The sequence below is a fragment of the Pseudomonas sp. yb_9 genome (genome assembly GCF_043103635.1).
Lineage (GTDB): Bacteria > Pseudomonadota > Gammaproteobacteria > Pseudomonadales > Pseudomonadaceae > Aquipseudomonas > Aquipseudomonas monteilii.
On sequence record NZ_JBICKA010000045.1, the window covers coordinates 49,176 to 61,262 of the forward strand.

Genomic DNA, 12,087 nt, shown 5'->3' on the forward strand with positions numbered 1-12,087 from the left:
TCCCCCTTCAGAAGTCGCGTTTGTAGAAGATGTCCAAAGAACTGGCCAACCCGCTGGCGGCTTCCAGGTACACTTTTTTGCTCAGTTTGTAGCGCAACGCAATGGTGTTGGCAGGCTCGAACACGCCTACGCCGTAACGCAGGCTCAACTTCTCGGTCAGGTTGCCGCTGGCGACCACGCTGGTTGTGTTGCCAGAACCCTCGGTATCCAGCTGGAAATCGTCAATCCCAAGGCTTGAAGCCAGGCTGCCGGTAATGCCGGCGCTACCGGCCAGGCCCAGGCCCAAGGCCGCTTCGGCGAGCATGTTGTTGTCTTCACCGGACGTGCCCAACGGGCGCCCCAACACCAGGTACGACAACGCTTGCTCTTGGCTCATGGCCGGTTCCGAGAACACTTTGGTGGTCGGCTGCTCGGCACTGCCGCTCAGGCGGATACCGGCGATTACATCGTCAACCTTGCGGATGGCTTCGATATCCAGATACGGCTGGTCAATCGGGCCGGCGAACAGCAACCGCGCCCGGCGGATGGTCAAGCGCTGGCCGTAGGCACGGTAGCGTCCGTCTGCCAGGCTCAGTTCACCACGGGTGTCGAGGTTATCGCCGATGTGTACATGGCCAAGCAGGTTGGCGGTGAGGCCAAAGCCGCTGAACGACAGCTTGTCGCGGCCCACTTCGACGTCAATGTCCATGGCCATCGCCATGGGCGGTTTGCCCTCTTCTGTCTGGTGGCCAACGATGACCGTGTCATCCGACACTTTGACGGTGGACGGGGGCAACTCGCGAACAGTGATCTTGCCCTTGGGCACCTGTACCTTGCCGGTAACCGCCAGCTTGTCGTCGATCAGGCGCAGGGTCAGGTCCGGGGCAACTTCCAGCGTGGCATAAGGCTCGACCGTGACCGGCAGTTGCTGGCCTTGCAAGCGCACGTCCATGCCCAGTGCCTGGCCCCAGGTGAGGTTCCCGCTCAACTGCCCACGCCCTGCCTCGCCACTGCGCCAGTTGCCGTTAAGCTGCACGTGCTCGCCGGCAATCAGCGCTTGCAATGACAGGTCCTGAAGGCTGGCCGGCAGTTCGGCGCCGCTGACTTCGCCGCCACTGAGCATCAGGTTGCCGTTGACCTGCGGCGCCAGCAACATACCGGAAAGCCGGCCACTGCCATTGAGCTGCCCGGCCAGCCGCTCGACCATCGGCACGAACGGACGGGCTACCGACAGGTCCAGCCCGGCCAGGCGGAAATCACCCGACAACGGTTTGTTTTTGCCCAACGGGTCGAGCCGGGCCGTGACGCTCAACTCACCCAGGCGCTCGCCGCGAAACGCCAGGCGCGTATCGATGCGCCGCGGGGCCAGTGTGCTGTCCAGGCGCAGGGCCTGGTAAGGGAAGTCGATCCAGCGGTCCTTGTCTTTCACACGCAGGGTGCCGCCACTGGCATCGACCACGACCGTACCCTTGGGGCCACTGGCCGGGATGTCCAGGTTGATATCAGCATTGAGCAGGCCTTGCCAGGCGAAGTCCTTCGGCAGCCATTGGGCCAAGCTGTCCAGCGGGAACTGCTTGAGGTGGTAGCGCAGACGCGGCTCGGGGGCCAGGCGCTGGTCATCACCACACAGGCTGGCCTGGCCGGAGCGCCAGCAATGGGCACCGAAATCCAACTGCCCACTGGCCAGGCGCTGAAGCCGTGCCGGCGCCTGCAACTGCCAGTCCTGGCCACCGGCCTGAATACGCCCACTGGCCAGGCGCCCTCGCCAGTCACCCTTGCTCAACTGGCCATCCAGCCCAAGGTCGAGCTTCAGTTGCGGGCCGTCCAGCGCCAGGGTCAAGGCTTGCTGGCGAATGTCACCTTTGCCGTTGGCCTGCAGTGTGCCCAAGGCGGTGTCGCCAAGCTGGATGCCTGTGGCCTTGAGTTCGATTACACCGCGCTGGGCGTTGTCCAGCCGGGCCTCCAGGCCCAGCTGCTGCAGGCGGTTTTCGGCCTGGGCCAACCGCTGGCCCTGCAAGGTCAGCGTACCTTGCGGGGCCTGCAAGGTGCCGGCGAGGTCCAGCCGGCCCTTGACCTGGCCTTGCAGCCTCGGCCACAACTGGCCCAGGCGCGGCAAATCGAGGTCGATACGCCCGGCCAGGCGCTGCTGCAGGCTGCCACTGCCGTTGATGCGGTTGTCACCCAGCTGGATAGCCAGTGCGCCGAGCGTCCAGCTCTGCCCTGCCCCCTGCGCCTCAGCCTTGAGCACTGCCGGCTGGCCACGCAGACGGCCTTTCAGGTCAAGTTGCGCGTCAAGGGCGAGCGCCTCGCCTTTCAGCTCGCCTTTGCTGCGCAGCGGCCCTGCCAGCGTGCCCGGCAGTTCGGCCAGCCAATAGGCAGGGTCGAGCGCCGAAAGCTGCAAGTCGACATCCCAGGCCAGCGTGTCGGCAAAGCGCACAGCGACACTGCCGGCGGCCTTGCCCTGGCCGGCGGTCAGCGCCAACTGCGGCAGCTTCACCTGGCTTAGGTCGCCTTCGAACGGGCTGGCCAAACTGAATGCACCCGCTGGGCCGTCAAGGTCGCCCTTGAAGGTACCCTGATAGTTGCCATCGCGATAATGCACCTGGGTATTGAAGGCCTTGAGGGTAACCTGAGGCGGCGTCTCCAATGGATACAGGCGCAACCACGGGAAGTCCTGCCAGTCCAGTTGCGCATCGGCGCTCAGGCCTTGCTGCCAGTCGGCCGTGGCTTGCAGCTTGAGCCGTTGGGTGTCGCTGGCGGTCAGGTCAAGCGCATCGAGCCTGGCGCCTTTACTGTCGACCAGGCCGGACAAGGCCAAGGCGATCGGCGACTGTTCAGCCGGCAGGCTGGCCGTACCCGACAGCTGATAACCCCTGAGCAAGTCGCCTTTGGCATCGAGCTTGAGCTGGTTCAACTGCAAAGTGTCAGGCAACGCGCCCGCCGGTTTGAATGCCTCGGAACGGATCTGCAAGGTTGCGGGCAGGTGCTCGGCCAACGCCTGCAACTGCCCGTTCAACGTGGCGTCGAGGTAACCGCTGCTGGTGCCTGCCAGCTTAAGGATCTTCTGCAAATCACCCGTGGCGGTCAGCGCCAGCTGCCAGGGTTTGCCCTCTACTGCCGGTAACTGCAGCTGTGCCTGCAGTTGCAGCGGCCAGTCACCCTCGGGCTGCAGGTCACCCTGCAGGGTCAGTTTCAGGTCATCGCGCTGCAGGTGCAGGCTGTCGATGCGCATGCCGGTGCTGGTCCAGTGTGCCGCCAGTTGCAAGTCGCCCAGCAGGTCACTGCCGTCCAGCCGCAGTTGGCCGACCTTGACCTCACCCAGTTCGATGGCCAACGGCAAGCGCAACGCGGGCAGCTGCAGCGGGCCGCTGTCGGCCGGTTCGGCACTGGGTGCGAAGGCCATGTCGATGCGCTGCGCCTGCAACTGGTCAATGCACAGGGCGGAACGCATCAGGCACGCTGGCGACCAGGCCAGCAGCGGTGCCTGCACCTCTACTGTGCTGCCACCATCGGCCCAGCGCAGCCTGCTGGCCTGCCAACTGCCCGCCAGGCGCCCCTGAAAATCAGTTACTTCAAGCCCGGGCACCTTGCCCAGCGCCCAGCGGCTGCCTGCCTCGGTGCCCACCAGCAGGCCCAGTGCCAGACCCAGGCTCACGACGACCCCGAACAGACCCAGCAGAATGTATTTGGTCACACGTTTCAAAGCTCAGGCCCCATGGAAAAGTGCAGGCGAATGCCCCCTTCGTCATCCAGCGCCTTGGCCAGGTCCAGGCGCAGCGGCCCGACCGGCGACACCCAGCGCACACCAAAGCCCACCCCGGTCTTGAGGCTGGGCAGCTCCAGGTTGTTGAACGAGTTGCCTTGGTCGACGAACGTTGCAAGCCGCCACTTCTCGGTCAGCGAATACTGGTACTCGACACTGCCGGCCACCAGGTAGCGCCCGCCGATACGGTCACCGTCGCTGTTCTTGGGCGACAGGGTCTGGTAGTCGTAGCCACGCACGCTCTGGTCACCACCGGCGAAGAAGCGCAGCGACGGCGGGATGTTGTTCTTGAAGCCATTGGTTGCACTGCCGCCGAACTGTACGCGGCCGAGCAAGCGGTGGTTGTGGCCGAGCGTGGTCAGGCCCTTGAGCAGCACGTTGCCATGCAACAGGTTGGTGTCGGAAACCAGCCCTTCCTTGGCCCCCTGTACATCGAACTGCAGGCGGTAGCCGTTATGCGGGTCGATACGGTTGTCACTGCGCAGGAAGGAATAGCTGACGCCCGGCATGAGCAAGTTGCTCAACCCAGAGTCGTCACCCAGGCGATATTCCTCGCGCTGGTACTTGAGCGATATCACCCGCTGCCAGCCACTGGGCAGCTTGCTGTGCCACTCGGGGCCGACCGTCAACAGTTTGCTGAGGGTGTCGGTACCGGCAAGTTCCTCGTTCTGGTAGCCACCGGCGAAGCGCAGCTTGTCGGTCAGCGGCGGGTCGAGGGGAATGTCGTACCACAGGCCAACGTTCTGCCGCGGCGCCGACAGCTCGGTTTCCCAGCCGTAGCTGTGGCCCTGTGGGTTAACCCAGTGGCGAGTCCAGTTGGCCTTGCCGCGTGGCCCGACGTCGGTCGAGAAGCCCAAGCCCAGGCCCATGGTGCGAGGTTTGCGGGTTTCCAGGCGCACATCCACAGGGACTTCTTCGTCCACCGCGGCGGTGGGTGCTGCATCCACGCGCACACCTTCAAAATAGCCGCTCGACTGCAAGTCATTGTTCAGTTCGGCGATCAGTTCAGAATCGTAGGGAGTGCCCGGTTTGAACGACACCATGCGGTGCAGCAGGTCGTCGTCCAGTGGCGTGTCGCCACCGAAGGTGACGGCACCCAGGCGATAACGCGGGCCACTTTGGTAGACCAGTTCGATATCGGCCACGCCGGCTTGCGGGTCGACCGCCAGGCGCTGGCGGGTAAAGCGGCCGCTGAAGAAGCCGTAGCGTGATGCCTGGTTCTGGATCAGGCGTTTGGCATCCTCGTAATGGCCATGGTTAAGTTGTTCCCCAGCACGCAATGCCTTGCTGTCGGGAACGCGGAAGGCCTTCATTTCGCTGGCCGGGCCGTCGATGCGCACGGTCACGTTACGCAAGCGAATCGGCTCGCCGGGGTTAATGCGGATGATCAGTTGCGGGGAGTGGTCAGCGTCACTGGCGGGCTTGACCTCGGTATCGATTTGCGCCTGATAGTAGCCAAGTGCCTGCGCGGCTTTGCGCGCCTGCTCCTCTGCCCCGCGACTGAAGCGCAAAAGCGCTTCTTCATCGCGGTCACCCAAAGTGCCTATATAGCCTTCGACATTGGCCTTGAGCGCCTTGTTGGCCGGTTTTACCTTCACCAGCAACTCGCTCTGGCCCCATGCTGCGAAACTGGCGGCCCAGAAAACCAGGCCCCAGGTCAATCTTCCTGAATACGTCATGCGGTGAATGCTACCAGAGCCAGGCGCTCAAGGGAGCCGCCTGGCAGCCTGTTCAGGCAAAAGCGGAATTTGAAGAGACCGGATTCGGATGGAAGAACACCCTTTCCCGGATGGGGCCTACAGCCACTTCGCCAATTTCCTCATAACCCTGACGCTGGTAAAAGGCCAGGTAATGCTCGTTTCCGGTGTCCAGCACCACACCCTGGGTACCAGGGTCGTCCGCGCACCAGTCGTGCACCGCTTGTAACAATTGCTCACCGTAGTGCTTACCCTGAAACTGCGGGTGTACGCCCAGCAACGGCAGTACATGCACTTGGTCGGTGGGCAGGCAGGTAGCCAGTGCGGCCTGGTAGTCCATGTAGCGCCGCGTGCAGCGCGGGCCCGTACCCAGGATCATGCGCAGGCGCCAGGCCCAGCTGTCGGCCACGCCCAGTCGGCGCAGCGGCGGCACGATCAGTGCTAGGGCGATCAGGCGGTCCTCCACCAGCAGGCCGATGGCAGGCAACTGCAGGTAGAAATGCTGGCGCACCCATTCGCGCACCATCACCCGCAGGCGCCGCTCATACCCTGGGCGCTGGGCCTCGAAAATATAGGCAAAGGTGGGTTCATGGCGGTAGGCGTTATACAGCAGCGAACGCGCCTCGCGGCTGTAACCATCATCAAGCAGGCAGACACGGGCCGGGGCGGCGTTGGTATCGGGCATTGCGGGCAGACCTCCTGGAATGGGCGTACGGTGCCTTGGAGGTGCCCCAGCGCGCTTCGTTCACCCCCAACAGCACGTTAGCAGCAGGTTCGCCTGGCCGCCACGCTGGTGATGACGAGCGATGTCGGCTAGCATCGCGCCTTTTACCGGGATTATCTTTCCATGAAGATCGTCTGTTTCAACATCAACGGCCTGCGGGCCCGCCCGCACCAGCTGGCGGCGCTGATAGAAAAGCACCAGCCGGACGTGATCGGCCTGCAGGAAACCAAGGTCAGCGACGATCAGTTCCCGCTGGCCGACGTGCAGGCATTGGGTTACCACGTGCACTACCACGGCCAGAAAGGCCACTACGGCGTGGCCCTGCTGTCGCGCCAGGCACCGCTTAGCGTGCACAAAGGCTTTGCAACCGATGAAGAAGACGCCCAGCGCCGCTTTATCTGGGGCACCTTCGCCGATGCCGATGGCAACCCGATCACCATCATGAATGGCTATTTCCCCCAAGGCGAAAGCCGCGACCACCCCACCAAGTTCCCGGCCAAGCAGCGCTTCTACAGCGACCTGCAGGCACTGCTGGAGAACAAGTTCCGTAACGACCAGCCGCTGCTGGTGATGGGCGACATGAACATTTCGCCGCAGGACTGCGATATCGGTATCGGCCCGGACAACGCCAAGCGCTGGCTGAAGACCGGCAAGTGCAGCTTCCTGCCGGAAGAGCGTGAGTGGATGGAGCGGTTGAAAGGCTGGGGGCTGGTCGACAGCTTCCGTCACCTTTACCCGGATGTCTCCGACCGCTTCAGCTGGTTCGACTACCGCAGCCGTGGTTTCGAGGACGATCCCAAGCGTGGGCTGCGCATCGACCTGATCATGGCCTCGCAGCAACTGGTGCCACGGATCAAAGCGGCGGGTGTGGACTATGAACTGCGCGGGATGGAAAAGCCGTCGGACCATGCACCGATCTGGCTGGAGTTGAACTGACCTAAAAGGCTGCACTGGGGCCGCTGTGCGGCCCCGGCAATTTTGACGGCGAAGCTGATCTTCACAAACCCAGCCGCAACGCCTCCCCCACCCCCGCCCCGCGCACATCGTCCGCCGCGCTGACCAGGGCAAAGTTGTAAGCCCCATGCGACCAATACCTTGCCTCCAGCTGACCATCGACCCGCTGCCCGTCCGGCATGCGCCGATAAAGCTCGCCCGGTGAGCGCAGGAACAGGCTGATGCGCTGGCCTTTGCCATCTTCAAACACCAGCAGGGCCGCCGGCCCCTGCTCGTTGCTGAGCAAGCGAGCGCCTACTGGTTTGAAACCATAGCCCGCCAAATCCGGCAATTGCCCCACGCGATTGAAATGTCGACCCAGCCAGTCGCGCAACTGCCCCGGGTCGCTGGCCTGGATATCCAGCGCCTGACTGTCGGCAAACAAGCGGTGCGCCTGGACGGCATCGGCCATGGGCAGGTCGACCCGCGCCAGCGTGGCATCGCGCACTTGCCAGCCGCCCAGCCCTCCCACTCCCAACGCCAGCATAACCACCGCCGCCGTCGCCCAGCGCCGCTGACGACGCTGACGCAATTGCCGCCGTAACTGCCCAAGGTCCAGCTGCGCGGCCCCGGGCATTTCGCCAAACCCGGCCAACGCGGTACGCAGCCGGCGGCCATCGGCACGCCAGCCCTCTACCCGCTCTGCAGCCTGTGGGTTGGCCACCAGCCAGGCCTGCACCTCGGCCCGGCGCACAGGCCCAAGGCGCTCATCGACGTAAGCGTGCAATTCGTCTTCGCTGGGGATCAGGCGCGTCATTTCAGTCTCCGCAAGGCCGGGGGCTGCGGGTTGCCCTCGGTCAGTTCGCGCAAGGCATTGCGCGCGCGCGACAGGCGCGACATCACAGTGCCGATGGGAATGCCCAAGGCCTGGGCAGCCTCCTTGTAACTCAAACCTTCGATGCTGACCAGCAGCAACAGGGCGCGCTGCTCTGCCGACAGCCGGGCGAACGCCTGCAGGTCGGCCTGGGCCAGGACGATGGCTTCGAGGTTGTCGCCAACCGGCTCGTCGTCGCGCTCGGCGCGGCCAAACCAGGACAACCAGCGCGCATGCAGGCGCTCGCGGCGTTTACCGTCGAGAAACTGCCGATAAAGAATGGTGAACAGCCAGGCGCGCAGCGCATCAGCATCGCGTTGCTGGTCACGCCGGCTCAGGGCCCGCTCGACCGTGGCCTGCACCAGGTCGTCGGCTCTGCCCGGCTCGCGGGTCAGCCACACGGCAAAGCGGCGCAGGCGGGTCAGCAGCTCGCGCCACTGGTGGTCGTCCAGATCGTGCATGGCAAAGTCCCGGCCTTTGAAGTTGTCAGTGTAAAAGGCAGACGCCTGGCGGCAAATTCTATTCCCGCCGAGGGAATAAGTTTTTCCCTGAGCCGTCGTACCGGCACATTCCCCAACCGGACGATGACCATGAACTCACCCTTGCATGGCCCGGCCAAAGCGTTGCGCTTGGCTGCCATCGGCGCCGTGATGCTGGCCGCAGGCGCCGGCTTTGCCTATGCCGCCGGCTGGCTCGGCGAAAGCCGGCTGACGCCGCAGCGCATCATCGACACCTTCGAAGCCCAGGCCGGGCATTACCCGGGCTATCGCAAGAACCACGCCAAAGGCCTGTGCGTCAGCGGCTACTTCCAGGCCAGCGGGCAGGCCGCCAAGCTGTCCACGGCGCGAGCATTCAGCCAGTCGCGGGTACCGGTGATCGGCCGTTTCGCCATCGGCGGTGCCAACCCGTTTGCCCCGGACACCGGCATTCCGGTACGCAGCCTGGCGATCCAGCTGAGCACCGACGACGGCCAGGTCTGGCGCACCGGCATGAACAACCCGCCAGTGCTGGCGGTCAGCACCCCACAAGAGTTCTACGAGCAAGTACTGGCGGGCGCACCAGACCCAACCACCCACAAGCCAGACCCCGCCAGGCTGCAGGCGTTCTTCGCTGCCCACCCGCAAAGCGCGGCATTTCGCCAATGGGCGGCCAGCTACAAGCCCAGCGACAGCTTCGCCAGCACGCAATACCACAGCATCAATGCCTTCCGCCTGATCGACGCAGCCGGGGTGGCCCACCCGGTGCGCTGGCAGCTAGAGCCACAAGCCGCGTTTGCCGCGTTGCCCGCCCAAGTAGATGACAAGCAGTTCCTGCAACACGACCTGCAGCAACGCTTGGCCCAAGGCCCGCTGCGCTGGACGCTGCGCCTGGTGCTGGCCGACCCGGGCGATGCAGTGGACGATCCTGCCCGCCCCTGGCCCACCGAGCGGCGCAGCGTAGACGCCGGCACCCTGGTGCTGGAGCAGGTCGACGCTCCGGAACAAGGGGCCTGCCGCGACCTCAACTTTGACCCGCTGATTCTGCCGCACGGCATCGAGGCGTCAGGCGACCCGATTCTCGCCGCCCGCTCCGCCGCCTATTCGGAATCGTTCAATCGCCGCAGCCGTGAATCGCTCAGCACCGGAGCCCAGCCATGAGACCCGAAGCCTTCCACCCGTTCGCCCGTTTGCTGCACTGGTTGATGGCCGTGCTGATCCTGGCCATGTTGTTCATCGGCGTAAGCATGGTCGCCGACCTGTCGCCGCGCCACCCCGTGCTGGTCAGCCTGCACAAGGCCACCGGCCTGGCCCTGTTGGTACTGGTCGTGCTGCGCATCGCTGTACGCCTGGCCGTGCCTCACCCGCCGCTGCCGCCGGCGCTGCCGACACTGCAGCGCCGGGCCGCCGGGGCCTCGCACCTGTTGCTCTATGCCCTGATGCTGGCCATGCCGTTGCTGGGCTGGGCCATGCTGTCGGCCGGCGACTACCCTCGCCCGCTGGGCTTGCCCGCCATCGCCCCGCACAACCTGCAGTTGTATGCCGTGCTGCGTCAGGCCCATGGCTGGGCCGGCTACCTGCTGTTCGCCACGGTGCTGGTGCATGTGGCGGCGGCTTTGATGCACGCATGGGTGCGCCGCGACGGCGTGTTGCGTAGCATGTGGCCTGGCCCCCTGCGTCGCAACGACTGACCGGCAGCAGCCCAGGGGCTCGATAAACGATAATTATCCTTAATATGGCCGGCTTTCACTTGCCGCACTACCTGGACTGCCCATGAACGTCGCAAAGGACTCTGCAACCCTTCTACCTGCCAGCACGCTGGACTTACGCCCACTGCTGCTGGCCAACATGGCCTGTACCATGTCGATGATGGCCTTCGTCTCCCTGATCGGCCCGATCGCCCGCCAACTCGGCATGGCCACCTGGCAGGCCGGCGCCGCCGTAACGGTGGCCGGCGTGGTCTGGGTGCTGCTGGCACGGCCCTGGGGCCGGGCTTCAGACCGCCTGGGCCGCCGGCGCATTCTGTTGCTGGGCACTGCCGGGTTCACCCTGGCGTACTGGCTGTTGTGCCTGTTCGTCGAAGGCGCACTGCGCTTCATGCCGGGGGCGACCCTGGCCTTCTTCGGCCTGATGGTCGCGCGCGGCTGTATCGGCGCTTTCTATGCCGCCATCCCGGTGGGCTGCAACGCACTGATTGCCGACCATGTCGAGCCACAGCGACGCGCGCGCGCCATGGCCTCGCTAGGGGCGGCCAACGCTGTCGGCCTGGTGGTGGGGCCAGCGCTGGCTGCGCTACTGGCGCGGCATAGTCTGAGCCTGCCATTCCATATCATGTCGCTGCTGCCGGCCAGCGCCTTCCTTGTGCTGCTGTTCACCCTCAAGCCGCAGGCACTGCCCCACAGCCACGCCCCCAGCCCGGTGCGGCTGGGCGACCCACGCCTGCGTCGGCCCTTGCTGGTGGCGTTCAGCGCCATGCTCAGTGTCACCGTGTCGCAGATCGTCGTCGGTTTCTTCGCCCTCGACCGCCTGCACCTGGGCCCGGCAGAAGCGGCCCAGGCCGCCGGCATCGCGCTGACTACCGTGGGCGTGGCACTGATGCTGTCGCAGATACTGCTGCGCAAGCTGGAATGGCCACCGCTGAAGATGATCCGGGTAGGCGCCACGCTTTCGGCCATCGGCTTTGCCTGCGGCTCGCTCGCGGCTACCGCACCTTGGCTATGGGCGTGCTACTTCGTCGCGGCAGCCGGCATGGGCTTTGTCTTCCCGTCGTTCTCAGCGCTGGCGGCCAATGCCATGCAGGCGTCTGAACAAGGCGCTACAGCCGGCTCCATTGGCGCGGCACAAGGCATGGGCGCCGTGTTCGGGCCACTGGCAGGTACCTTGGTGTATGCCCTCGATCCGCGCTTGCCATTCCTGGCCGTGGCCGTGCTGTTGTTGCTGGTCGGGTTGTGGCCAATCCCGCGTGAACAGCGGCTTTGACAAGCACAGCGCGCAAGCGCGCAGAGTGTGTTTTAATGCGCATCGCTCATTATTATTGACACCTCTGATTACAAGGCGGCTATGGACACGGGGACGCGACTCAAACTGGTGCGTGAACGCAACAACCTCTCCCAACGGGAACTGGCCCGTCGCAGCGGGCTGACCAATTCGACGATCTCGCAGATCGAGCAGAATCGCGTCAGCCCTTCGGTCAGCTCCCTGAAAAAACTGCTTGAAGGCATTCCCATGAGCCTGGCGGAGTTTTTCAGTTTCGACGAGCCGGTGCGTGAAGAGCGCTACGTGTTCCGGGGTGGCGAACAGCCCGACCTGGGCCGTAACGGTCTGCGCATGTTGCTGGTCGGTGCCAGTGTCGAAGGCCGACAGATGCGCATGCTGCGTGAACTGTATGCCCCCGGCGCCGACTCGGGCGAGCCGATCGTGCATGCCGAGGGCGAAGAATGTGGCCTGGTCACTCGCGGCACCGTGGAGCTGTGGGTCGATGGCCAGGTCAGCGTCCTCAACTCGGGCGATGGCTACTACATTCCCACTACCCTGCCGCACAGTTTCAAGAACATTGGCCCGGACGAGGCCGAGATCATCAGCGCCAACACTCCGGCGAACTTCTGACTGTTCGATGTGTGGGGGCTTGCCCGCCCCCACAG

The 12,087-nt window shown here is 64.7% G+C and carries 10 protein-coding genes; 5 read left to right on the top strand and 5 right to left on the bottom strand.

The annotated features are described in order from the left end of the window. Window positions 1-7: 7 nt before the first annotated feature. The 3 genes from ACF8MI_RS12430 to ACF8MI_RS12440 are packed head-to-tail and all read right to left on the bottom strand — an operon-like array spanning window position 8 to window position 6,124. On the bottom strand, window positions 8-3,682 hold the full coding sequence (locus ACF8MI_RS12430) for a translocation/assembly module TamB domain-containing protein (RefSeq protein ID WP_104834811.1): 3,675 nt from the start codon (window positions 3,680-3,682) through the stop codon (window positions 8-10). Then, window positions 3,679-5,421 (bottom strand): autotransporter assembly complex family protein, encoded by a 1,743-nt coding sequence (locus ACF8MI_RS12435; protein WP_200928464.1) that lies wholly within the window; start codon window positions 5,419-5,421, stop codon window positions 3,679-3,681. Before ACF8MI_RS12435 ends, ACF8MI_RS12430 begins: the two co-directional genes overlap by 4 nt. A gap of 52 nt (window positions 5,422-5,473) precedes the next feature. Continuing rightward, the gene (locus tag ACF8MI_RS12440) at window positions 5,474-6,124 is read right to left on the bottom strand and encodes an N-acetyltransferase (protein WP_019097051.1); all 651 of its coding nucleotides are present in this window, start codon (window positions 6,122-6,124) and stop codon (window positions 5,474-5,476) included. 162 nt (window positions 6,125-6,286) lie between these two features. On the opposite strand from ACF8MI_RS12440, the gene xthA reads away from it, so the two are divergent. Continuing rightward, window positions 6,287-7,099 (top strand): exodeoxyribonuclease III, encoded by an 813-nt coding sequence (gene xthA / locus ACF8MI_RS12445; RefSeq protein ID WP_060499002.1) that lies wholly within the window; start codon window positions 6,287-6,289, stop codon window positions 7,097-7,099. A gap of 61 nt (window positions 7,100-7,160) precedes the next feature. Here xthA and ACF8MI_RS12450 read toward each other — a convergent pair whose 3' ends face one another. Both ACF8MI_RS12450 and ACF8MI_RS12455 read right to left on the bottom strand, forming a co-directional pair. Continuing rightward, window positions 7,161-7,913 (bottom strand): anti-sigma factor, encoded by a 753-nt coding sequence (locus ACF8MI_RS12450; RefSeq protein ID WP_104834813.1) that lies wholly within the window; start codon window positions 7,911-7,913, stop codon window positions 7,161-7,163. Then, entirely contained in the window at window positions 7,910-8,431 is a 522-nt protein-coding gene (locus ACF8MI_RS12455) for a sigma-70 family RNA polymerase sigma factor (RefSeq protein WP_104834814.1), read from the bottom strand. The genes ACF8MI_RS12450 and ACF8MI_RS12455 overlap by 4 nt, the downstream gene beginning before the upstream one ends. Before the next feature lie 123 nt (window positions 8,432-8,554). Here ACF8MI_RS12455 and ACF8MI_RS12460 point away from each other — a divergent pair, with 123 nt between their 5' ends. The 4 genes from ACF8MI_RS12460 to ACF8MI_RS12475 all read left to right on the top strand — a co-directional run bounded on the left by ACF8MI_RS12460 (window position 8,555) and on the right by ACF8MI_RS12475 (window position 12,052). Further along, window positions 8,555-9,607 carry a catalase family peroxidase gene (locus ACF8MI_RS12460; RefSeq protein ID WP_104834816.1) on the top strand — a complete coding sequence of 351 codons (1,053 nt, stop codon included), beginning with the start codon at window positions 8,555-8,557 and terminating at the stop codon, window positions 9,605-9,607. Beyond that, the gene (locus ACF8MI_RS12465; protein ID WP_104834817.1) at window positions 9,604-10,137 is read left to right on the top strand and encodes a cytochrome b; all 534 of its coding nucleotides are present in this window, start codon (window positions 9,604-9,606) and stop codon (window positions 10,135-10,137) included. Before ACF8MI_RS12460 ends, ACF8MI_RS12465 begins: the two co-directional genes overlap by 4 nt. Before the next feature lie 82 nt (window positions 10,138-10,219). Next, window positions 10,220-11,425: an MFS transporter gene (locus ACF8MI_RS12470; RefSeq protein WP_104834819.1), complete on the top strand. Its 1,206-nt coding sequence runs from the start codon at window positions 10,220-10,222 to the stop codon at window positions 11,423-11,425. Between the two features lie 81 nt (window positions 11,426-11,506). Continuing rightward, on the top strand, window positions 11,507-12,052 hold the full coding sequence (locus ACF8MI_RS12475; RefSeq protein WP_003248033.1) for a cupin domain-containing protein: 546 nt from the start codon (window positions 11,507-11,509) through the stop codon (window positions 12,050-12,052). The last annotated feature ends 35 nt before the right edge of the window (window positions 12,053-12,087 follow it).

What these genes read in the sequence shown, in the direction of transcription:
- ACF8MI_RS12475 (WP_003248033.1), top strand. Translation starts at nt 11,507, where the DNA reads ATGGACACGGGGACGCGACTCAAACTGGTGCGTGAACGCAACAACCTC.
- ACF8MI_RS12465 (WP_104834817.1), top strand. Translation starts at nt 9,604, where the DNA reads ATGAGACCCGAAGCCTTCCACCCGTTCGCCCGTTTGCTGCACTGGTTG.
- ACF8MI_RS12440 (WP_019097051.1), bottom strand. Translation starts at nt 6,124, where the DNA reads ATGCCCGATACCAACGCCGCCCCGGCCCGTGTCTGCCTGCTTGATGAT.
- ACF8MI_RS12435 (WP_200928464.1), bottom strand. Translation starts at nt 5,421, where the DNA reads ATGACGTATTCAGGAAGATTGACCTGGGGCCTGGTTTTCTGGGCCGCC.
- ACF8MI_RS12455 (WP_104834814.1), bottom strand. Translation starts at nt 8,431, where the DNA reads ATGCACGATCTGGACGACCACCAGTGGCGCGAGCTGCTGACCCGCCTG.
- ACF8MI_RS12470 (WP_104834819.1), top strand. Translation starts at nt 10,220, where the DNA reads ATGAACGTCGCAAAGGACTCTGCAACCCTTCTACCTGCCAGCACGCTG.
- ACF8MI_RS12460 (WP_104834816.1), top strand. Translation starts at nt 8,555, where the DNA reads ATGACCATGAACTCACCCTTGCATGGCCCGGCCAAAGCGTTGCGCTTG.
- xthA (WP_060499002.1), top strand. Translation starts at nt 6,287, where the DNA reads ATGAAGATCGTCTGTTTCAACATCAACGGCCTGCGGGCCCGCCCGCAC.
- ACF8MI_RS12450 (WP_104834813.1), bottom strand. Translation starts at nt 7,913, where the DNA reads ATGACGCGCCTGATCCCCAGCGAAGACGAATTGCACGCTTACGTCGAT.